The following is a 21,261-nucleotide window of genomic DNA, read 5'->3' on the forward strand; positions in this document are numbered from 1 at the left end:
ATGGGCGGCCTGTTTGAAAAAGTCCTGATCGCCAATCGCGGCGAGATCGCACTTCGCATCCACCGCGCCTGCCGCGAGATGGGCATTAAAACCGTGGCGGTGCATTCCACCGCCGACGCCGACGCCATGCACGTCCGCCTGGCGGATGAGAGCGTGTGCATCGGCCCGCCCTCGGCCAAGGAAAGCTATCTGAACATCCCGGCGATCCTGTCGGCGGCGGCCATCACCGGGGCGGACGCCATCCACCCCGGCATCGGCTTCATGTCGGAGAACGCCCAGTTCGCCCAGATGGTGGAGGAGCACGGCTTCGCCTGGATCGGCCCGTCGCCGGAACACATCCGCATCATGGGCGACAAGGTCACGGCCAAGCGCACGGTGCTGGATTTGGGCCTGCCGGTGGTGCCCGGTTCCGACGGCCCGGTCGAGACGGTGGAGATCGCCCAGACCAACGCCGCCCGCATCGGCTATCCCGTGCTGATCAAGGCGGCGGCCGGCGGCGGCGGCAAGGGCATGAAGGTCGCCTGGAACGAAGGCGAACTGCGCGAGGCCTACCAGTTGGCCCGGGGCGAGGCGCGCGCCGCCTTTGGCAACGACCAGGTCTACATGGAAAAGTACCTGGCCAAGCCGCGCCACATTGAAATCCAGCTGCTGGGCGACCACCATGGCACCGTGGTGCATTTCGGCGAGCGCGACTGTTCCATCCAGCGCCGCCACCAGAAGGTGGTGGAAGAGGCGCCGTCGCCGGCGCTGAACGCGGAAGAGCGCGCCTTCATCGGCAACCTGGCGGCCAAGACGGCGGCGGCCTTCGGTTACCGCGGCGTCGGCACGATGGAGTTCCTGTACGAGAACGGGCAGTTCTACTTCATCGAGATGAACACCCGTCTGCAGATCGAACACACCATCAGCGAGATGATCACCGGCGTCGATCTGGTGCGTGAGCAGATCCGGGTGGCCACCGGCGCGCCGCTGGGCTATGGCCAGGAAGACATCAAGTTCAACGGCCATTCCATCGAATGCCGCGTGAACGCCGAGAACCCGCTGACCTTCACCCCCAGCCCCGGCAAGATCGACGGCTATCATGCCCCGGGCGGCCTGGGCGTGCGCGTCGATAGCGCGCTGTACGACGGCTATCGCGTGCCGCCGCACTACGACAGCATGATCGCCAAGCTGATCGTGCACGGGAACAGCCGTAACGAGTGCCTGATGCGCCTGCGCCGCGCCATTGAGGAATTCGTCATCGGCGGCATCGACACCACCCTGCCCCTGCACCAGCGCATCATCGCCCAGCAGGACTTCATCAACGGTGACTACGACATCCGTTGGCTGGAAGAGTGGATGAAGAACCAGCCGGCCGGCTGATAGGCCGACGGCAATCCGGTACGAACAGGCCCGGGATCGACCATCATGGTCGGCCCCGGGCCTGTTGCTTTTCGGGGTTTTGGGGATGCCGGCGGCGGCGATAGCGGCTGCCCGCCGGCGGGGAAATGCACTACCCTGCCGGTCAAAGAAAAATGATTCCCGGATGCTGGCATGGCCTTTTTCGTCTTCGTCGTCCTTGTCGTGGCCTTATGGGCCTTGCTGCGCAGCGAAGGCGCCGAGCGCCGTGTGCTCAAGCTGACCCTGGCGTTGAACGACATGCAGCGGCGCCTGGCGGCGCTGGAGGCCGGCGAAAAGTCCGTACAGGCCATGGCACCGCCCCCGGTGGAAGCCCCGGCACCGCCGCAGGCGGCATCCCCGGCGGTCCCACAGCCAGCCGCCCCACCGGCCGCCCCCCTGCCCGCCTGGGCGCAGCGGCCGACGGTTGCCCCCACCCCCAAACCCGCCAAGCCATCAGACCGCCCCTCGCTGGAACAGGCGCTGGGCACCCGCTGGCTGGTGTGGCTGGGCGCCCTGGCGGTGGCACTGGCCGGCGTCTTCCTGGCCAAGTACGCGGTGGACCAGGGCCTGCTGGGCCCGGCGGTGCGCCTGACGCTGGGGGTGCTGTTCGGCGCGGCCCTGGTGGTGGCCGGCGATATCCTGCGCCACAAGGCGGGACGGGAGTCGAACAAGACGCCCCTCAGTGCCGCCTCCATCCCGGCCGCCCTGACGGCAGCGGGCCTGGCCATCGCCTTCGCCTGCGTCTATGCCGCCCACGCCTTGCATGGCCTGATCGGTGCTGCCACCGCCTTCGTCGGCCTGGCGGCGCTGGCCGGGGCGGCCTTCCTGCTGGCCCTGCGCCATGGCATCAGCGACGGGCGGCCCGCGGGCGCCTTCATCGCCCTGCTGGGCTTGTGCGGCGGCTTGGGCGTGCCGGCCCTGGTGTCCAGCGACCAGCCCTCGGCCTGGGTGCTGTTCGGTTATCTGGCGGTGCTGAACACCGCGGCGCTGACCGTGGGCTGGCGCCTGCCGGCCCGCTGGCTGGGCCTGCCCGTCCTGGCGGGTGCCGCGCTGTGGGTGATCACGGCGTTGGGGAATGCCGCGCCGGACCTGCCCATCGCCCTGTTCCTGGTGGCCCTGTCCGCCGTTGGCCTTGGCATCGGCCTGGCGCCCCGGCACGACGGCCGCCCGGTTTCCCTGGCCGATGGCTTGGCCGCCTGGGGCCTGGGCGCGGTGCCGGCCGGCCTGGCCTGGGTCCTGCTGGCGGCCACGGATTTCAGCGGTACCGGCCTGGCAGCGCTGGCCGTCCTGACGGTGCTGGCGCTAATCACCGCGCGGCGCGTCCAGGGACTGGAAACCCTGGCCCCCGCCGCCGGCCTGATCGCCATGCTGGCCTTGATCCAGGGTTACACCGTTTCGGCGGCCGACCTTTCCTATGCCGGACGCCTGGCCGTGGCCGGCGGTTTCGGCCTGATGCTGGCCGCGGCCGGGCTGCATAGCCTGGACCGGGCGGACCGTGTGCGCCAGCCGGCGCTGTGGGCCTGGACGGCGGCCCTGCCCCTGGCGGCGCTGGCCTGGGCCGGCTGGGCCTTCGACCACCAGTCCGTCCTGCCCGACATCGGCTGGGCCCTGCTGGCGGCGGTCCTGGCGGGTGGCGCGGCCGTGACGGCCATCTGGGCCTCGCGTGAAAACCGGCGCATTCCCGGCCCCTTCGTCGCGGCCGGGCTGCTGTTGGCGGCGTTGGCGCTGGCGGCCCTGCTGCGCACCGCCTGGCTGACGGCGGCCTTGTCCCTGCTGGTGCCGGCCCTGGCGCTGCTGGAGAATCGCGTGGCCGCCGCGGGGAACCCGCTGGCCACGGCATTGCGGCGCGGCGCGCTGGCGGTGGCGCTGGTCGCCCTGGTGCGCCTGACCCTGAACCCCTGGCTGCTGGACTATCCACTGAACGGCACCTCGCCCGTCAACTGGCTGCTGTGGGGCTATGGCGTCCCGGCGCTGGCCACGACCGCCGGCGCCTGGCTGCTGCAGCGCCGGAATGCGGGCGTGCCGGTCATGGACCGCCCGGTGTGGGGCCTGCAGGCCACGGCCCTGGTGCTGGCCCTGCTGTTCGCCTGCCTGGAAATCCAGGTGATGCAGACCGGCACCCTGGACCAAGACCCGTTCGGCCTGCTGCCCACCAGCCTGCGTACCGTGCTGTTCCTGGTGGCGGCCCTGGCGCTGGCCGGCCGGCCCGGGACGGCCCCAGGCCTGGTGGCGCGCGTCGGCGCCCGCGTGCTGGTGCGCATCGCGGCGGCACAGGTGGTTTTCCTGCAACTGGGTGTGCTGAACCCGCTGTGGTCGGACCAGACGGTGGGGCCGTGGCCGGTCCTGAACCTGCTGCTGCTGGTCTACGGCCTGCCGGCCCTGCTGTTCGCCGCTGTCGCCTGGCGGCAGGAACAGGGGCTGGCGCGCCGCGCCCTGGGCATCCTGGTCCTGGTGCTGGCCTTCGTGCTGCTGTCGCTGGAGGTACGCCAGGCCTTCCATGGCAACCATCTGTCCGTCTGGAAGACGGGGGGGTATGGCGACACCGAATGGTACAGCTATTCCGCCGCGTGGCTGGCCTATGCCCTGGCCCTGCTGGCGCTGGGCATCCGCACCCGGCGGGCCGACCTGCGCTACGCCTCGCTGGCGGTGCTGCTGGTCACGGTGCTGAAGGTGTTCCTGTCCGACATGGCGGACCTGACGGGCCTCCTGCGCATCCTGTCCTTCCTGGGGCTGGGCCTGTGCCTGATGGGCATCGGCTACGTCTACCAACGGGTGGTGTTCGGGACGGCGCGCAATGCCGAATCCGGGGAGGCGGCGTGATGCGCCTGACGGCGGAACTGCTGCTGCGCGCCTACGCCATGGGCGTCTTCCCCATGGCGGAGGCGGCGGACGATGACGAGATCTTCTGGTTCGACCCGCCGGAGCGGGGCATCCTGCCGCTGGACGGGTTTCACGCGCCGCGCCGCCTGCTGCGCACCGTGCGCCAGGGACGATTCGCCGTCAGCGCCGATACCGACTTCCCAGCCGTGATGCGGGCCTGTGCTGAATCGACCACCGGCCGGCCCGACACCTGGATCAACGACCAGATCCTGGAGGCCTACGCCGATCTGCACCGCATGGGCCACGCCCATTCGGTGGAATGCCGGCTGGACGGGCGCCTGGTGGGCGGCCTGTACGGCGTATCCATCGGCGGGGCGTTCTTCGGGGAAAGCATGTTCTCGCGTGAGACCGACGCCAGCAAGGTAGCCCTGGTCCATCTGGTGGCCCGCCTGCGGGCCGGCGGCTACCGCCTGCTGGACACACAGTTCGTCACCAGCCACCTGTCGCAGTTCGGCACGGTGGAGATCCCCCGCGCCCGCTATCACGCCCTATTGGCCGGCGCGCTGGCGGGACCGGCGCGGTTTCACTGCGCGGTGCCGGACGCCGGCTTGCCCGAAGCGGGCTTGGACGACGGCGCCTTGGTGGCCGGGTTCCTGCAATCCACCACCCAGACATCGTAGACCGGGTCCTCCATGGCCGACAGGGCCGGGCTGGACGCGAACATCCAGCCGGTGAAGACACGGGCCGCCGGATCGTCGGGCTTGGCCTCGGTGATCTCCAGGAAGGCGGCCGATTCCGGCTCTTCGATCGGCGTGGTCTTGCGGCAGGCGCGGGCCGCCACCGTCAGCTGGCCGAAGCGGCCGCTCTGGCCCACCGGCACCTCCACCGTGGAGACGCGGCCGGTCACCTTGTCCAGCCCGCCCAGCACGGCGATCTTCATGTCTTCGAACGTGCGCGGTGCCCTGGCCTCGGGCGGCAGCGGCGGCAGGGGCGTCACCGGGGATGCCTCACCGGCCGCCGGGGCCGGAGCGGCACCCGTGGCATCCCCCGACTGCTGACCCGCCGCACCGGGACCGGCGACCGGCTGGCTGGTGGGCGGCTGTTCGTCGGGCACGCCGTCGGCCGGCTTGGCGGACGATGCCGCCGGCGGTGCCGGGGGCGTGCCGGGAATGGTGGGGGCGCCCTGGGGCGCCGTCTGGGCCTGGGCGGCACCGGCCAGGGCCAGCGCCATCAGCACGCCCAGTGCCTGGACGCGGATGGTCATTTGCCGCCCTGCAGCAGGCCCTTGGACGGGTCGGACTTGGGCTGTTCCGGCGTGGCGGACGGGGGATTGGCGGGCTGCTGGGCCGCGGGCTGGCCGCCTTGCTGGGCATCGCCACCCTTGTTGCCGCCCGCGGCGCTGAAGATGAAGCGGCCCAGCAGATCTTCCAGGTTCACCGCCGACTGGGTGTATTGGATGCTCTCACCGGCCTTCAGCATTTCCTCATCACCACCGGGCTGCACATTCAGATAGCGGCCACCCAGCAGGCTTTCCGAGGCGATGCCGGCGCTGCTGTCGGTGGGCAGCTTCACCTGGCTGTCGATCTGCATCTCGATCACCGCCTGATAGGTCTTGGGATCGAGATAGGCCTTGGTGACGGAACCCACCTTCACACCGCTGATGCGCACGTCGTTGCCGGCCGTCAGGCCGCCGGTGCTGGCGAAACGGGCCTGCAGGGGATAGCCGGTCACGGCGCGAACATTGCCGGTGGTGTAGGCGAAGTAGAGGAAGAACCCCGCCACCACCAGGACGACGGCCCCCAGCACGGTCTCGATCACATTGCTGCGCATTCGCTTCCTCTGAACCCCTGAACCGGTGTCCCCGGATTGGCGACAAGCCCCGGAAGTGACACCCTATGAACGGCACAAGGCCCCGGTGGGGCCTTGGCCGACGTCTGTCGGTGGGGAAATCCGGCGCCAAGGGCGCCAGCCCCTTGCCCTGTTACGATAGCGGGCCGCAATTGTCGTCGGTGAGGCCCGGATCACCCGCCTTGGGATCACCGGGCGACGGCGACAGAACGACCCATCCCGGCCTTAGGCCGGCGTCCAGGGCTCGTAATCGCCGGTGGCGGCGGCGCGGTGGCCGCCTTCGTAGGTGTGACCCGGCGGGCGGTAGGCTTCCACGGTGCCGGTGTGGTTGGCCTCATGCGGCTTCACCCACGGCTTGTGGTAGGCGCTGTTGTCCGGCAGGGGCTGGTCCATGGAATAGTGCAGCCAGCCGTGCCATTCCGCCGGGACGGCCGAGGCCTCGGGCTCACCGGCGAACAACACCCAGCGACGCACCTTCATGCCGGGCCGCGCCTTCTTTTCCCGGAAATAGCGGTTGCCGAGGCGGTCGGTACCCACCTGTTCGCCCCGGCGCCACAGCAGCAGACGGATCTGCACTTGCGACAGCAGGGTCATGATGGAGATGCGTTGGGTCATGAGCCGAAACCAGGAAAGTGTGAATGGGGCCAAGCGCCTGCCCAGATGGGCATGCCGCCGGCCCCCCGAAAACGGACCGGCGGGACTATGGCAGTTTAAGAAACCCGCGTCCATACGCAGAGGCAGCGCACCAGCCGGGCATCAGCCTACTTCCCTTTGGCCGCCTGCCGCGCCCGCCAGCGGCGCCAGGCGGCAACCGGGCCGTGGTCGGCGCGGATTTCCCATACCAGCAGCAGGATCCCGGCACAGACCAGCGGCAGTACATAATAAAGGAAGCGATAGGCCAGCAGGGCGCCGATGGCCCCGCCGGCGGGGCCATGGTCGCGCAGGCCCAGCAGCAGGATGGTCTCGAACACCCCCAGGCCGCCCGGCACATGGCTGACGATGGCGATGGCCAGGCCGGCGCAGAACAGGGCGGTGAATTCCATGAAGCCGACCCCCGCCTCAGGCGGCAGCAGGGTCCACAGGGCGGCGGCCGACAGCATGATCTCCATCGAAGCGATGACGATCTGCGACAGCACCACGCCGGAGGACGGCAACGCCACAGACCAGCGCCACAGCCGCACCGGCTTGTGTGTCACCGCCGCCGCCACGGTCATGACGGCCAGCCCCGCCAGCACCAGGCAGGCGATGCCCTGCAGCAGCCAGGCCGGAACGTTCAGCAGGCCCGCCCCCACCTCCGGCCCGATGGCCACGCCCAGCGATCCCGTGAAGGTGATGCCCAGGGTGAAGGTGGTGGTGGAAAAGACGACGATCTTGGCGATGTCGGCCGCCGACAGGCCCGCCACCGAATAGACGCGATAACGCACCGACCCGCCGCTGATGACGGCGAAGCCCACATTGTTGGAAATGGCGTAGCCGGCGAAGCTGCCCAGACCCACGGTGCGGTAGGGCAGCTTGATGCCCAGGTACTTCAGCGCCGACACGTCATAAAGCGTCATCACCAGATAGGCCGCCGCCACCAGGCCCGCGGCCCGGGCCACCGACGCCCAAGGCAGCAGCCGGACATAGGCCCAGACCTCCGCCGGGCGGAAATCCCGCGCCACGTGGCGGATGGCCAATACCACCAGCGCCAACAGCACCAGGGCCGTCACCAGGGTGGTAACACGCTTGATCCATCGGGATTTTGCGGTTGGGGAAGCGCCAGGCACGCCATCGTTCCCATCGCCCTTCAAGGCATCCTTGCCCGTCGTCGAACGGGGCGCCGCCGGATCGATCACCACCGAATGATGATAAGGGGGGTGGCGCTGGTCGGGGCTGCGCTCAGGGGACATGCGGGACAGGTATTCTCGAAAAGACAGGGTTTCAGGCGCCGACACCGGTGCCAAGGCGGGCACCCTGCCATCTTCCACCGGGGTTGGAAACCCAAAAGCGCCCGTTCGGGCCGGTGGCATGGGGGGTGGGGGGCCAGGTGAAACGGCGCCCCCATTATTCACCGTGCGAATAGGCATGTGACAGGGACGTTACACCGGGAATCGCCCGCTATCCCAACTGTCAACCACAACCCATGGGGACCTGCCCATTTGGCACCACAAAATGTCGTTGATGGACGAAACCTGGTGGCATAGGCTTTCTCCACACACAGCATCTGGGGTGCTGTCGCAGCGTAGATACCAGGGACCGAACCCAAGTCTGGGAGCGGTTTTGCCTGTTTTCCGCCTGCTTTCGGGGGCGGCGACGGCCCTGGAATCGGCACGCACGGCGACACCATCCACACCATACCACTGAGCCATTGAGGGGTCGGGGCACCATGCGCATCGAGAGACGATTCACGGTCGAGGGGCAGGACGCTTACGAAGGCATCGCCTTCCGAACGGCCACGAGCGAGATTCGCAACCCCGATGGCTCCATCGTCTTCCAGGCCAAGGATATCCAGGTCCCCGCGGACTGGAGCCAGGTGGCCTGTGACATCATCGCCCAGAAGTATTTCCGCCGCGCCGGCGTGCCCGCCCGCCTGAAGAAGGTGGAAGAGAACGACGTCCCGTCCTTCCTGTGGCGCCATGTGGCCGATAGCGACGCGCTGGCCGACCTGCCGGAAAAGGAACGCGTGGGTGGCGAGCGGTCCGCGACCCAGGTGTTCGACCGCCTGGCCGGCACCTGGTCCTACTGGGGCTGGAAGGGCGGGTATTTCGACAGCGAGTCCGACGCCAGCGCCTATTATGACGAGATGCGCCACATGCTGGCCCGCCAGATGGCGGCGCCCAACAGCCCGCAATGGTTCAACACCGGCCTGCACTGGGCCTATGGCATCGACGGTCCCGCCCAGGGCCACCACTATGTCGACTTCAAGACCGGCCAGCTGGTGAAGAGCCAGAGCGCCTATGAGCATCCGCAGCCGCACGCCTGCTTCATCCAGTCCGTCGCCGACGATCTGGTGAACGAGGGCGGCATCATGGATCTGTGGGTGCGCGAGGCGCGCCTGTTCAAGTACGGCTCCGGCACCGGTTCCAACTTCTCCCGCCTGCGCGGCGAGGGGGAGAAGCTGGCGGGCGGCGGCAAGTCCTCCGGCCTGATGAGTTTCCTGAAGATCGGTGACCGCGCCGCGGGCGCCATCAAGTCCGGCGGCACCACGCGGCGCGCCGCCAAGATGGTGACGGTGGACCTGGACCATCCGGACATCGAGGCCTACATCGACTGGAAGGTGACGGAGGAGCAGAAGGTCTGCGCCCTGGTCGCCGGTTCCAAGCTGGCCAACAAGCACCTGAACGCCATCATGGCGGCCGCGACGGAGGGCATGGGGGCGGACGCCGACCGCCTGGATCCTTCCCGGAACAAGGCGCTGAAGCGGGCCATCATCGACGCCCGCAAGTCCATGATCCCGGAAAACTACATCCAGCGGGTCATCCAGTTCGCTGGCCAGGGCTACACGGAGATGCAGTTCCAGACCTATGACACGGACTGGGATTCCAGCGCCTACCTGACCGTCTCCGGCCAGAACTCCAACAACTCCGTCCGCGTGCCCGACAGCTTCATCCGCGCGGTGAAGGACGATGCCGACTGGAACCTGATCCGCCGCACCGACAAGAAGGTCGCCAAGACCATTAAGGCGCGCGACCTGTGGGACAAGATCGGCCACGCCGCCTGGCAGTCGGCCGACCCGGGTGTGCAGTACGACACCACCATCTAACGACTGGCACACCTGCCCCGAGTCCGGCCGCATCAACGCGTCCAACCCCTGCTCGGAATACATGTTCCTGGACGACACCGCCTGCAACCTGGCGTCCATGAACCTGATGGAATTCCGCCGGGCCGATGGCTCGTTCGACACCGAATCCTTCCGCCACGCCTGCCGCCTGTGGACGGTGGCGCTGGAAGTGTCGGTGCTGATGGCGCAGTTCCCGTCCAAGGAAATCGCCCAGCTGTCGTATGAGTACCGCACCCTGGGCCTGGGCTTCGCCAACCTGGGCGGCCTGCTGATGGCCGCCGGCATCCCCTATGACAGCGCCGAGGGCCGGGCCATCTGCGGCGCCATCAGCGCCATCATGACCGGTGTGGCCTATGCCACCTCCGCCGAGATGGCGGGCGAGCATGGCGCCTTCCCCGGCTACGCCCCCAACGCCCAGGCCATGCTGCGCGTCATCCGCAACCACCGCCGCGCCGCCTATGGCGCTGGCGAGGGGTATGAGGAGCTGTCGGTGGCGCCCGTGCCGCTGGACGCCGAGGATTGCCCCGACCAGCGCCTGATCGCCGCCGCCCGCCGCGCCTGGGATGAGGCGCTGGAGCTGGGCCAGAAGCACGGCTACCGTAACGCCCAGGCCACCGTGGTCGCCCCCACCGGCACCATCGGCCTGGTGATGGATTGCGACACCACCGGCATCGAGCCCGACTTCGCCCTGGTGAAGTTCAAGAAGCTGGCCGGCGGCGGCTATTTCAAGATCATCAACCGCGTGGTGCCGGAGGCCCTGTCCCGCCTGGGTTACGCCCCCACCGACGTGGCGCGCATCGAGCGTTACGCCGTGGGTCATGGCAGCCTGAAGGGCGCGCCGGGCGTGAACCATGAGACGCTGGCCGCCAAAGGCTTCGGCGCCGAACAGCTGGAAAAGCTGGAATCGGGCCTGGCCAATGCCTTCGACATCAAGTTCGCCTTCAACAAATGGTCGCTGGGCGTCGATTTCTGCACCGGGCCCTTGGGCGTGCCGGCGCACAAGCTGGAGGAATACGGTTTCGACCTGCTGGCCCATCTGGGCTTCAGCAAGGGCGAGATCGAGGCCGCCAACGTTTACTGCTGCGGCGCCATGACCCTGGAAGGCGCGCCGGGCCTGAAGGCCGAGCACCTGCCGGTGTTCGATTGCGCCAGCCCGTGCGGCAAGATCGGCACCCGCTATCTGTCGGCGGAAAGCCACATCCGCATGATGGCGGCCTCCCAGCCCTTCATCTCCGGCGCCATCTCCAAGACCATCAACATGCCCAACCACGCCACGGTGGAGGCGTGCAAGGACGCCTACATGCTGTCGTGGAGCCTGGGCCTGAAGGCCAACGCGCTCTATCGCGACGGCAGCAAGCTGTCCCAGCCGCTGAACGCCCAGGTGCTGGAGGATGACGAGGAAGACGTCGCCGAGACCACCCTGGACAAGGTGCTGGAGGCCCCGATGGCCACCCGCGTCGAGGTGGTGACGGAGCGCATCGTGGAAAAGGTGGTGGAGAAGGTGGTGCGCGCCCAGCGCGACCGCCTGCCCCACCGCCGCAAGGGCTACACCCAGAAGGCCATGGTCGGCGGCCACAAGGTCTACCTGCGCACCGGTGAGTACGAGGACGGCAAGATCGGCGAGATCTTCATCGACATGCATAAGGAAGGGGCCGCCTTCCGCTCGCTGATGAACAACTTCGCCATCGCCGTGTCACTGGGCCTGCAGTACGGCGTGCCGCTGGAGGAGTATGTGGAGGCTTTCACCTTCACCCGCTTCGAGCCCGCCGGCATGGTGCAGGGCAACGATGCCATCAAGATGGCGACGTCCATCCTGGACTATGTGTTCCGTGAGCTGGCCATCAGCTATCTGTCCCGCACCGACCTGGCCCACGCCACGCCGGAGGACATCCTGCCCGACACCATGGGCGGCGGCGTGGCGCAGAGTGACCTGCCCCCGCACGCGGCCGAAGTGGCGGAAGAGACGCTGAACGCCGTGGCGCGCATCACCTCCACCGGTTATGTCCGCAACAACCTGCCCAACCTGCGGGTCCTGCCCGGCGGCCAGGCCGGCCGCGCCGTCGCCGGCTTCCAGACCGCCACCGCGACGGCCACCACCACCGTGGAAACCCACGCGGCCACCGGCACCCACGGTGCGGCCCAGGCCTTCTCCGCCCTGACCCGGGCGGAAAAGGTGGTGACCAGCACCAGCTACGGCGGCGCCATCTCCGGCGGCGGCGACGCCCGCTGGGAACGCGCCAAGGAAGCCCGCGCCAAGGGCTACGAGGGCGACCCCTGCCCCGAGTGCCAGAACATGACCATGGTGCGCAACGGCACCTGCCTGAAGTGCGACACCTGCGGCAGCACGACGGGATGCAGCTGAACTGCGGGGAGGGAAATGTGAAATGCCGCATAAAATGACTCAGGATACCCATAACCTGACTCAGGCCTAAGATGAAAAGCCCGTCGCAGACGATCTGCGGCGGGCTTAATTTCTTTCATAAGTATCTGATTTTAAATATGTCTTTGCCATTCTCTGATCAGGTCGGATTTCCCCGGATAAAGTACGCGTCTTCTAAACTCGATATCGCCGGTTCGAACCCGGGCGCCCTGAACCGCGCCGGGATTGTCGGTTGTTGTGAGACGCATCATAGTTTGGTCTTTTGGGGCCATAGTCCGCCTCGAAATGCACCATAGTTTGATTTGCATCTCACGAAAAAAGCCGATCGTGTCCCAGGTCGTGGTGTAAGAAGCGCCCGGTCATTTTGGTCTCCGGCGCGTTTGGCCGGGACGATCATGCGGCGACAGTGGGCAGCATGATGGTTGGATCATCGCCGACGGCGGCGATGGTTTCCAGGGTCATGTAGCGACCGCGCTGAACTGCCCATTCATCGTTGATCTCCATGAGGACGGCACCCACCAGGCGGGTGATGGCGTCCTCGTTCGGGAAGATACCGACGACCTCGGTACGGCGCTTGATCTCGCCGTTGAGGCGTTCGATGGGGTTGGTGCTGTGCAGCTTTGCCCTGTGGGCGGCGGGGAAGGACATGAAGGCCAGGACGTCCTCCTCGGCCTCGTCCATCAGGGCGGCGAGCTTGCCGACCTTGGGTCGGAGTTGATCGGCGACCTGGCGCCACTGGGTCCGGGCGGCGGTGGCGTCATCCTGGGCAAAGGCGGTGCCGATGAAGGCAGCCACCACACGGCGGCCTTGCTTGCCGGCGTGGGCCAAGGCGTTGCGCATAAAGTGGACACGGCAACGCTGCCAGGTGGCACGGAATACGCGGGCGACAGCGGCCTTGATGCCCTCGTGGGCATCGGAGACGACCAGCTTGACGCCACCCAGGCCGCGGCGTTTGAGCTTGCGCAGGAACTCTACCCAGAAGGTCTCGGCTTCCGAGGTGCCGATGTCCATGCCCAGGATCTCTCGCCGACCGTTGGTATTGACCGCCACGGCGATGGTGACGGCCACGGAGACGATGCGGCCGTTCTGGCGGACCTTCACATAGGTGGCGTCGATCCACAGGTAGGGCCAGTCGCCTTCCAGCGGCCGTTCCAGGAAGGTCTTAACCCGGCCGTCGATCTCCTCGCACAGCCGGCTGACCTGGCTCTTGGAGATGCCGGTCATGCCCATGGCCTGGACCAGGTCGTCCACCGCGCGGGTGGAGACGCCCTGGATGTAGGCCTCCTGGATCACGGCGGTCAGCGCTTTCTCCGCCATGCGGCGGGGCTCCAGGAAGCCTGGGAAGTAGCTGCCCTTGCGCAGCTTGGGGATGTGCAGTTCCACCGTGCCGGCGCGGGTATGCCAATCGCGGTCACGGTAGCCATTGCGCTGAACCAGGCGGTCGGCCGACCGTTCGCCGTGGCCGGCACCGGTCAACTCCTGAACCTCCAGTTCCATCAGTCGCTCGGCGGCAAAGCCGATCATCTGTCTCAGGACATCGGCGTCTGCGCCCTTTTCAAGCATCACGCGCAGCGCCATCATCGGGTCGGTCATCGTGGTCACCCTCGGTTGGGGATGTGTTGTGGTGACCAAACTCTACCGAAGAACCGCGATGACCGCCCGCCGTGTCAGGCCTTCCAGCCGGCTATGCCGGCCTCCACGCCTGACACGGCGGAGGCGCTCCTACACCACGCAGTGGGACGTGACCAAAAAGCCCGCCGCAGACGATCTGCGGCGGGCTTTTTCGTTTCAACGATCTGATAATTAAACACTTTCCCTGGTCAGCCATGCCGCCAGACGATAGAGCCCCTGCCCGCCCTTCATCGCCATCACCAGAACCCTCGACATCAAAGCCGTGTCAGGTCGACCGCCCCTTGGCTGGCGAGCCATCTGCCCGCCCCAGCCCCAGCGGCCATACGTAGTCCAGCGCGCCGGCGATCAGGGCCAATCCGACGAACCAGGCCACGGCCAGACCGACCGAGGTGAACGCCCACACCACGGCCCCGCCGACGAAGGCCAGGCCCGCCAGGACGGTGACGGCGACCGGCGCCAGGAACCCCGCGCGGGCGTGGACCTGGGCGCCGCAGGCCGGGCAGGTGAAGGCCGCCCTGCGGCCTAGGCCGGACGAGCCGGTGGCCGGGATGGTAGGCGCCTGGCAGGAAGGGCAGCGGCGGGGCGGGAACAACGGCATCACTGTTCCCCGGCGGCCTGGGCCAAATGCATGACTTCGCGGAGCATCTCGACCATGGGCGCCACGTCGGGCCCGTCGCTTCCGTCCAGGCCCTTCAGCTTCTCGTCCATGCCCGCCGGCAGGCAGATGGAGCATAGCGCCCGCTGATGATCGAATAGATGATCGACTCCAACCTGCGATCCCCCTTGGCGATGGCCATGATCGCCGAACCATACCCGGCGAGGGCGAAATTTGACACGCTGCCGAGGAAGGCCAGGATCTTCGGCTTCAGCTTGGTGAAGCGCAGGGCATAGGCCGTGAAGTAGCCGCCGCCGAAGCGGCTTGCCATGAACACGGCATCCTGCGGCAGGACATTCACCGCCATCCATCGCACGAGCTGCTTGGTGCGGTCGTGGTCCTGGTCGGCCACCCACAGTATGGCCGCAAGCTCATGGTTCCGGATCTCGGCGTGGTGCTTCTGCGTCGAGCCCCACGCGCCGGCCAGCATGGATAGCTGCAGCAGCCCCCCGACCCAGCCCTGGGGGAACGAAACGAATCCGTCCACGACCTGCTGCCCGACGCCATGGCTTGGGCAGGCAGCGATGGGAAGGCTGGGGTTGCCGTTGGACTCGCCCACGCGCTGGAACAGGTGCGGGCTGCCGTCGTCGGCACCGCCAGGCCTGCGGAAGGAGGCAAGGAAGGCGCTTTCCGCGGGATCGGCCTGGGGCTGGCCACCCAGAAGGAAGCTGGAGATGAGGCCCGCGGCCGGCATGATGTTCCTCCCGGTAATCCTTTGCGTGAAGAATCTAAACCGGAAGTGTCGGGCGTCCAGGGGCCAGTTGGAATATATCGCCCCCGGCAGGCGAGGCCGTCAGGCGGCGGTGGCTTCTGCCCCTTCGGCGATGCGACGGACTGCAAATCCGTGAACTCAGGTTCGTTTCCCGGCACCAGGTCGCCCGCGGACTGATCGGCGTCTGATTAGCGGCGCAAAAGTTGCGCAAAGCGGCGCATAATCCTGCGCGATTCGGTGAATAGACCTGCACCTTCGCGAAATTGCGCGATGAAGCGTCACGCCACTTCCCTTGGCGGAGGCAAGGCTGGCCGGTCCAAGACGCCCAAGGCTTCCATGACAGCCCGATCGGCGTCGGCATAGTGGGCCTTCAGGTCGTAGTCCCGTACGTCGTCCGCTTCAATTTCCAAAACATCTCGCCTATCGCCCCGTGCGCCGAGCCCGTACACGGCATCACCAAGCCCCGACGCGCCGACGAGAAGTGGCCTGGCGGGGGTGTGGATGGGGTGGAATTGCTCTAGGAGTGCTGTCCCCGCCGGGCATATGCGGCCAAGGTGTCAATCGGCAGCGTAACGGGACCCCGTATCGGCGCCCAATAGGGACCCCAGTGATGTGCTGGCAATCGGGTTGTCCCGGTAGCGCATAGGAGGGCCCTGTCCCCGGAGCGCAGCGCCTCCGGCGATGCGCGGAGCGGAGGGGACGGGAGGTGCCTGTGCGCCCACCGGGGGAACCCGCGGGGGTGGGGTCCGGGGCGGGGGGCGGTGATGGGAGGGCGGTCAGGCGCGGTTCTTGAAGCGCCAGCTCTCGTTGCCGGTCTCGACGATCTCGCAGTGATGGGTCAGGCGGTCGAGCAGGGCGGTGGTCATCTTGGCGTCGCCGAAGACGGACGGCCATTCGCCGAAGGCGAGGTTGGTGGTGACGATGACCGAGGTCTGTTCATAGAGGCGGCTGATGAGGTGGAACAGGAGCTGGCCACCCGCCTGGGGGAACGGCAGGTAGCCCAGTTCGTCCAGGATGATGAAGTCCAGGCGGCTGAGGTGATCGGCCAACCGCCCCTGGCGCCCCAGGCGGCTCTCGGCCTCCAGCTTGTTGACCAGGTCGACGACGTTGAAGAAGCGGCCGCGCCTGCCGCCCCGGATGCAGGCACGCGCGATGGCGATGGCCAGGTGGCTCTTGCCGGTGCCAGTCGAGGCAGCGGCATACTGCCCGATATCAGGGGCAGGACGCGACGATCCATTATCCGTTTCATCCGCGATGCGGTGAACGCGTAGGCATCATCCGGCGCCATTGCCTTGGCGGTAGCGTCATGCTGGTGGTCGAGCAACCGGACGGCACGCTGACCCATGTGCCGGAATGGATGACCGCCCCTGCAGCCCGTGACGCCGCCATCCGTGACGCTCCCCGCTTTCCCATGGAGGTATTGCAGGCTCTGCGTCTGACCGCTGACGCGGCCCTATCGTTGCTGTGTGAACGACGCAACGGAGGGCGGCATGAGGCATCGCGGAATGATGGTGCAGACGGATCTGTTCACGGCGACCCGGCCACTGGCAGCTCTTCCGCAGGAGGTTGCGCGCCGAGTCTTGCCGCTTCTGGAACAACTTTTGCTGGAAGTCCTGGCGAGCGAGGCCGTGACGCTGGAGGGGAACGATGAACAAGATCACCCCTGACCACCTGGCCCGTCGCGCCTACATCTACGTCCGTCAATCCAGTGCCGACCAGCTCCTGCACAACCATGAGAGCCGACGGCGCCAATACGGACTGGCGGATCGTGCCCGCCAACTCGGTTGGACGGATGTGGTGGTGATTGACGATGACCTCGGGCGATCAGGTGGTGGCATCGCGCGTCCCGGGTTCGAGCGGCTGCTGGGGGCGATCTGCGAAGGGCGGGTCGGCATTGTCCTGGCGATCGAAGCGTCGCGGCTCGCCCGCAACGGCCGGGACTGGCACACGCTGTTGGAGTTCTGCGGCCTCGTTGACTGCCTGCTGGCGGACGAGGACGGGGTCTACGACGCGCGGCTTCCGAACGACCGTCTCGTCTTGGGCATGAAGGGCACCATGAGCGAGATGGAGCTTTCCATCCTGCGCCAGCGATCGCTGGAAGCTCTGCGGCAGAAGGCCCGCCGGGGCGAGCTGTTTTTGACCGTGGCGGTCGGCTACGTCAAAACCCGCCATGACCGGATCGCCCTGAATCCGGACCAACGGGTGCGCGAGGCGCTCGCCTTGGTGTTTCGCAAGTTCGCCGAGTTCCAGAGTATCCGGCAGGTCCACCTCTGGCTTCGTCAGGAGCAGATCAGGCTACCGGCTGTCGAACAGACCGCCGACGGCCCCCGCATCGCGTGGAAGCTGCCTGTCTACAACACCATCCACCATCTGCTGACCAATCCCGTCTATGGCGGCGCCTACGTGTTTGGTCGGACCGGCAGCCGGGTCAGCGTGCGGGATGGGCGCAAACATGTCGTGCGCGGCTTCCGTCGCGCCCAGTCGGAATGGGAGGTGTTGATCCCCGAGCATCACGAGGGCTACATCTCGTGGGCGGAGTTCGGAAGGAACCAGGCACTGATCGCCGATAACGCCAACGGCAAAGGGCTTATGGCCCGCGGTTCGGTGCGCCGCGGTGACGCGCTGTTGGCTGGGCTGCTGCGCTGCGGGCACTGTGGTCGACGACTGCACGTCTCCTACAGCGGCACGGGCGGCTATTGTGTGCGTTACAACTGCCGTGGCGCACACATCAATCATGGAAGCGAACGCTGCATCTCGTTTGGCGGCTTGCGGGTCGATGGTGCCGTTGCGACAGAGGTCCTCAGGTTTCTGGCCCCATTGGGCATCGAGGCGGCCTTGCAGGCGATCGAAGCCCGCGAGGCCGAGGGGTCCGAGGCGCGCCGACAGACGGAACTCGCTTTGACCCAGGCCCGCTATGAGGCCGAGTTGGCACGCCGCCAGTATGATGCGGTTGATCCCGGCAACCGTCTCGTGGCGGCCGAGCTTGAGCGTCGGTGGAATGACCGGCTGGTAGAGGTCCACCGGCTGGAGGAACGCATAGGGGCGTTTGACGCCAACCCACGGGCCAGTTTCAAGGCCCAGGACCGTGCCCGCCTGATGGCGCTGGGCGCCGACATCCATACGCTCTGGCATCATGCTGGCGCGACGGCGGAGACGCGCAAGCGTATCCTGCGCACGGTCATCATCGAGATTGTCGCGAGGGTCGCCGCCGACACGATCCACCTCACCATTCACTGGCAGGGAGGCGATCACACCAGTCTGACCGTGCCGAAGAACCAAACCGGCAAACACCGTTGGCGAACCGACGCCGACACCGGTGACCTCATTCGGACCCTGGCACGGCAGCAGCCGGACGGGGGTATCGCCGCGATCCTGAACCGGGCCGGTAAACGTACCGGCAAGGGTAATAGTTGGACCGAAGCGCGGGTGCGCAGCTTCCGCAGCGCCCATGGCATAGCCGTCTACAGGGAGGGCGAGATCGCTGAACGAGGGGAACTGACCTTGGAGGAAGCGGCCACACGCCTACAGATCAGCAAGATGACGGTGTTGCGTCTGATCGCCGGTGGTGCCATCCAGGCAAACCAGGCGTGTAAGGGAGCGCCTTGGGCGATTCCTGAAGCCCAGCTATCCGGGCTCAATCCGGCTTACCGTCCGGTAACAAAAAATCCGGATCAGAAGACCTTTGATTTCCAATAACGTAGCGAGGTGGGCATCATGACGCGAGAGCGGTTCCGCCGACCAGGACGACGTTACGCTGATGGGCCAGGAAGTCGCCGCCCGCCAGGTCGCGGACCAGGGTCTGGTTGATGGGCGTGCCCTCGAACGCGAAGTCATCGACGTCCTTGGCCAGGGGCAGCTTGGCCAGGGTGATCTGGTAGCGGATGGAACGGGCCTGCTTCTCGCTGATCTCCGCACCCAGCAGGTCGCCGACGATGCGCTGGGGTTCGTGCTGGCGCTTGACGGCCGTGGTGATGATCTCGTCATACGCCGCCTTCATGCCGTAGAGCTTCAACTCGGCCATGGCGGCCAGGATTTCCGGGCGCTCCATCACTGTACCCTCCTCAAGGTGTCGTACCGGGCGCAATCGGCCATGGGGGCTTGGTGCAACCGCAGCGTCTCGGGCGTCTGGATGGGCGCCGGCGCCGCCGCTTCCCGCCGCCGGGCCAAGATGTTGAGGATGACGGCGGCGGAATGGACGTTCTCGCGCAGCGCCTCGGCACAGGCCGCCTCCACCGCCGGGAGGCCGTCGCTCAGCACCGCCGTCAGGATGTCGACCATCTGCCGGTCGCCGTCGTCGCTGCCCGCCAGCTTGCGCCGCACCCGGTCCAGCGCCGTGGGCAGCACCCAATCCTTGAAGGGCGCGCCGTTGCGCAGGGCCCCCGGCTTGCGCGCCAGCACCGGCACATAGTGCCAGGGATCGTAGACGGTGCGGTCGCGGCCGAAGCAACGCGCGTGCGTCCCCACCACTTGGCCGTCTTGGCGCAGCTCGATCCGGTCGGCATAGGCCCGCACCTCCACCGGGCGACCCACCGCCTTGGCCGCCACCGAGTACTTGTTGTGGTCGAACCGCACCAGGCAGGTCTTGGACACCGACGCCGGGGTGGCGTGGAAGCCGTCGAAGCGCCCCGCATAGCCCACCAGGCTGGGCCGCTCCGCCTCGAACATCTCCCAGACGGTGCGGTCCCGCTGCTCGGGATGCCGGTGCGCCCTGGCGTAGGCGACGCACTGGTCCAGCAGCCAGCCGTTCAGTTCCTCGTAGCTCGCCACCCGCAGGCGCGGCGTGAAGAACCGTTCCCGCACCAGGCCCACCTGGTTCTCAACCTGGCCCTTCTCCCATCCCGCCGCCGGGGTGCAGGCCACCGGCTCCACCAGGTAATGGCTGCACATCTGCTGGAAGCGCCGGTTGTAGGCTCGCTCCTTGCCCACGAAGATCGTGTCCACCGCCGTCTTCATGTTGTCGTAGATCCCGCGCGTGCAGGTCCCTTTGAAGAAGGCGAACGCCCGGTCGTGGGCGTCGAACACCATCTCCTGCGTCTCGCGCGGATAGGCGCGCGCGAACAGCATCCGGCTGTGGCACAGCCGGACATGCGCCACTTTTACCGTGACCGTCACCCCGCCGATCAGCACCACCTCGTGGCTCCAGTCGAACTGATAGGCCTCCCCCGGCGCAAAGCTCAACGGCACATAGGCCGCCGCCTGCGACGCCCCGCGCGCCTTCTGCCAGGAACGGGCGTAGCGCCGCACGGCGTCATAACTGCCGTCGTACCCGGCACCCCGCAGTTCCTCGTAAATCCGCACCAGCGTCAGCCGCTCACGCACCGCCTTGGTCTCGTTGGCCAACAGCAGCGCGTCCAGCCGCTCCCGCCACGGGCCGATCTTCGGCTGGGGCTGCGCCGTTCGCTCGTACCGGAACTCCGTCGCCTCCGAACGAAGCACCTTGCGGACTACCTTCCGCGACAAACCCAGTTCACGGCAGATCGCCTTGATCGGCTTCTGCTGAACAAAGTAGGCGCGCCGGATCTTCGCGATCGTCTCCACTATCAGCATCCCAATCAAGGCTCCCGCCATTGCCATGGGAGCCAGTATGGACCCGCACAAAAGGGGTCCCGATTGGACGCCGATCACCCCTCATACGGGGTCCTTATTCCACGCCGATTCACAGTGATGATAAAGAATCCCGTCACCCGTCTGCCGCAAACGGTCATCAGCCAGGCAGACATCCGAGCGTTCGGAAAAAGGTTCGTCCAACTCCGCTTCCTGGCGAAGGAGCGAGGTGCCAGCCCTCTGAAGCTGAAGGCCGATCTAGAAGCTGCGGGCATCTACCCAGTGCTCGGGCGCCCCATAATTCCTGCGACGTTTTATGCTAGAGATGACCTTCACTAAATCTCTTCATCTGTCGGAAGTCAGCCCCGGTCGAACTGGGGCTTTTTTTGACCTATCCGCCGCCGAGCTGCGGAACAACTTTGCTGCGGTTTAGCCAGATTGGCCTATCAATCCCAAAATCGAGATAATACATATCAATAGGTTACGGTGACGGTTGAGCAATACTATGGTGCGCTCCACAGGAAAACACCACC

General features: G+C 67.0%; 13 protein-coding genes and 3 pseudogenes. 6 read left to right on the forward strand and 10 right to left on the reverse strand.

All coding sequences use genetic code 11. The annotated features are described in order from the left end of the window. The first annotated feature begins 9 nt into the window (after window positions 1-9). The 3 genes from accC (at window position 10) to aat (ending at window position 4,877) form a co-directional block, all read left to right on the forward strand. Window positions 10-1,359: an acetyl-CoA carboxylase biotin carboxylase subunit gene (gene accC / locus PW843_01400; protein ID MDE1145260.1), complete on the forward strand. Its 1,350-nt coding sequence runs from the start codon at window positions 10-12 to the stop codon at window positions 1,357-1,359. Between the two features lie 171 nt (window positions 1,360-1,530). Continuing rightward, on the forward strand, window positions 1,531-4,197 hold the full coding sequence (locus PW843_01405) for a DUF2339 domain-containing protein (protein MDE1145261.1): 2,667 nt from the start codon (window positions 1,531-1,533) through the stop codon (window positions 4,195-4,197). Next, window positions 4,197-4,877 carry a leucyl/phenylalanyl-tRNA--protein transferase gene (gene aat, locus PW843_01410; GenBank protein MDE1145262.1) on the forward strand — a complete coding sequence of 227 codons (681 nt, stop codon included), beginning with the start codon at window positions 4,197-4,199 and terminating at the stop codon, window positions 4,875-4,877. The genes PW843_01405 and aat overlap by 1 nt, the downstream gene beginning before the upstream one ends. On the opposite strand, the gene PW843_01415 is transcribed toward aat, so the two are convergent. The 4 genes from PW843_01415 to PW843_01430 all read right to left on the reverse strand — a co-directional run bounded on the left by PW843_01415 (window position 4,781) and on the right by PW843_01430 (window position 7,934). After that, complete coding sequence (locus tag PW843_01415; GenBank protein MDE1145263.1) at window positions 4,781-5,461, reverse strand: DUF2155 domain-containing protein; 681 nt, start codon at window positions 5,459-5,461, stop codon at window positions 4,781-4,783. The genes aat and PW843_01415 overlap by 97 nt on opposite strands. Further along, window positions 5,458-6,027 carry an outer membrane lipid asymmetry maintenance protein MlaD gene (gene mlaD, locus PW843_01420; protein ID MDE1145264.1) on the reverse strand — a complete coding sequence of 190 codons (570 nt, stop codon included), beginning with the start codon at window positions 6,025-6,027 and terminating at the stop codon, window positions 5,458-5,460. The genes PW843_01415 and mlaD overlap by 4 nt, the downstream gene beginning before the upstream one ends. 243 nt (window positions 6,028-6,270) lie before the next feature. Next, window positions 6,271-6,660 carry an NADH:ubiquinone oxidoreductase subunit NDUFA12 gene (locus PW843_01425; protein ID MDE1145265.1) on the reverse strand — a complete coding sequence of 130 codons (390 nt, stop codon included), beginning with the start codon at window positions 6,658-6,660 and terminating at the stop codon, window positions 6,271-6,273. A 146-nt stretch (window positions 6,661-6,806) separates the two neighbouring features. After that, complete coding sequence (locus PW843_01430; protein MDE1145266.1) at window positions 6,807-7,934, reverse strand: lysylphosphatidylglycerol synthase domain-containing protein; 1,128 nt, start codon at window positions 7,932-7,934, stop codon at window positions 6,807-6,809. Window positions 7,935-8,410: 476 nt separating this feature from the next. Here PW843_01430 and PW843_01435 point away from each other — a divergent pair. Further along, window positions 8,411-12,167 (forward strand): annotated as a pseudogene (locus PW843_01435) (vitamin B12-dependent ribonucleotide reductase). Between the two features lie 411 nt (window positions 12,168-12,578). Here PW843_01435 and PW843_01440 read toward each other — a convergent pair. The 4 genes and pseudogenes from PW843_01440 to PW843_01455 form a co-directional block, all read right to left on the reverse strand. Then, a complete protein-coding gene (locus tag PW843_01440; protein ID MDE1145267.1) occupies window positions 12,579-13,778 on the reverse strand; it encodes an IS256 family transposase in 1,200 nt (399 codons plus the stop codon). Window positions 13,779-14,082: 304 nt separating this feature from the next. Next, the gene (locus tag PW843_01445) at window positions 14,083-14,415 is read right to left on the reverse strand and encodes a hypothetical protein (GenBank protein ID MDE1145268.1); all 333 of its coding nucleotides are present in this window, start codon (window positions 14,413-14,415) and stop codon (window positions 14,083-14,085) included. A 94-nt stretch (window positions 14,416-14,509) separates the two neighbouring features. Further along, entirely contained in the window at window positions 14,510-15,166 is a 657-nt protein-coding gene (locus tag PW843_01450; GenBank protein ID MDE1145269.1) for a hypothetical protein, read from the reverse strand. 794 nt (window positions 15,167-15,960) lie between these two features. Continuing rightward, a pseudogene (locus tag PW843_01455) lies at window positions 15,961-16,371 on the reverse strand (ATP-binding protein). Window positions 16,372-16,689: 318 nt separating this feature from the next. On the opposite strand from PW843_01455, the gene PW843_01460 reads away from it, so the two are divergent. Both PW843_01460 and PW843_01465 read left to right on the forward strand, forming a co-directional pair. Then, the gene (locus PW843_01460) at window positions 16,690-16,851 is read left to right on the forward strand and encodes a hypothetical protein (GenBank protein ID MDE1145270.1); all 162 of its coding nucleotides are present in this window, start codon (window positions 16,690-16,692) and stop codon (window positions 16,849-16,851) included. Further along, entirely contained in the window at window positions 16,832-18,880 is a 2,049-nt protein-coding gene (locus PW843_01465; protein ID MDE1145271.1) for a recombinase family protein, read from the forward strand. The genes PW843_01460 and PW843_01465 overlap by 20 nt, the downstream gene beginning before the upstream one ends. Window positions 18,881-18,911: 31 nt before the next feature. On the opposite strand, the pseudogene PW843_01470 reads toward PW843_01465, so the two are convergent. Then, window positions 18,912-19,232: pseudogene (locus tag PW843_01470) on the reverse strand (ATP-binding protein). Further along, window positions 19,232-20,731: an IS21 family transposase gene (gene istA / locus PW843_01475; protein MDE1145272.1), complete on the reverse strand. Its 1,500-nt coding sequence runs from the start codon at window positions 20,729-20,731 to the stop codon at window positions 19,232-19,234. The pseudogene PW843_01470 and the gene istA overlap by 1 nt, the downstream one beginning before the upstream one ends. Window positions 20,732-21,261: the final 530 nt, after the last annotated feature.

The sequence above is a fragment of the Azospirillaceae bacterium genome (genome assembly GCA_028283825.1).
In the GTDB taxonomy this organism is placed as follows: Bacteria; Pseudomonadota; Alphaproteobacteria; order Azospirillales; family Azospirillaceae; genus Nitrospirillum.

What these genes read in the sequence shown, in the direction of transcription:
- PW843_01430 (MDE1145266.1), bottom strand. Translation starts at nt 7,934, where the DNA reads ATGTCCCCTGAGCGCAGCCCCGACCAGCGCCACCCCCCTTATCATCAT.
- PW843_01425 (MDE1145265.1), bottom strand. Translation starts at nt 6,660, where the DNA reads ATGACCCAACGCATCTCCATCATGACCCTGCTGTCGCAAGTGCAGATC.
- PW843_01460 (MDE1145270.1), top strand. Translation starts at nt 16,690, where the DNA reads ATGATGGTGCAGACGGATCTGTTCACGGCGACCCGGCCACTGGCAGCT.
- PW843_01440 (MDE1145267.1), bottom strand. Translation starts at nt 13,778, where the DNA reads ATGACCGACCCGATGATGGCGCTGCGCGTGATGCTTGAAAAGGGCGCA.
- aat (MDE1145262.1), top strand. Translation starts at nt 4,197, where the DNA reads ATGCGCCTGACGGCGGAACTGCTGCTGCGCGCCTACGCCATGGGCGTC.
- PW843_01405 (MDE1145261.1), top strand. Translation starts at nt 1,531, where the DNA reads ATGGCCTTTTTCGTCTTCGTCGTCCTTGTCGTGGCCTTATGGGCCTTG.
- PW843_01450 (MDE1145269.1), bottom strand. Translation starts at nt 15,166, where the DNA reads ATGCCGGCCGCGGGCCTCATCTCCAGCTTCCTTCTGGGTGGCCAGCCC.
- istA (MDE1145272.1), bottom strand. Translation starts at nt 20,731, where the DNA reads ATGCTGATAGTGGAGACGATCGCGAAGATCCGGCGCGCCTACTTTGTT.
- PW843_01465 (MDE1145271.1), top strand. Translation starts at nt 16,832, where the DNA reads ATGAACAAGATCACCCCTGACCACCTGGCCCGTCGCGCCTACATCTAC.
- PW843_01415 (MDE1145263.1), bottom strand. Translation starts at nt 5,461, where the DNA reads ATGACCATCCGCGTCCAGGCACTGGGCGTGCTGATGGCGCTGGCCCTG.
- mlaD (MDE1145264.1), bottom strand. Translation starts at nt 6,027, where the DNA reads ATGCGCAGCAATGTGATCGAGACCGTGCTGGGGGCCGTCGTCCTGGTG.
- PW843_01445 (MDE1145268.1), bottom strand. Translation starts at nt 14,415, where the DNA reads ATGCCGTTGTTCCCGCCCCGCCGCTGCCCTTCCTGCCAGGCGCCTACC.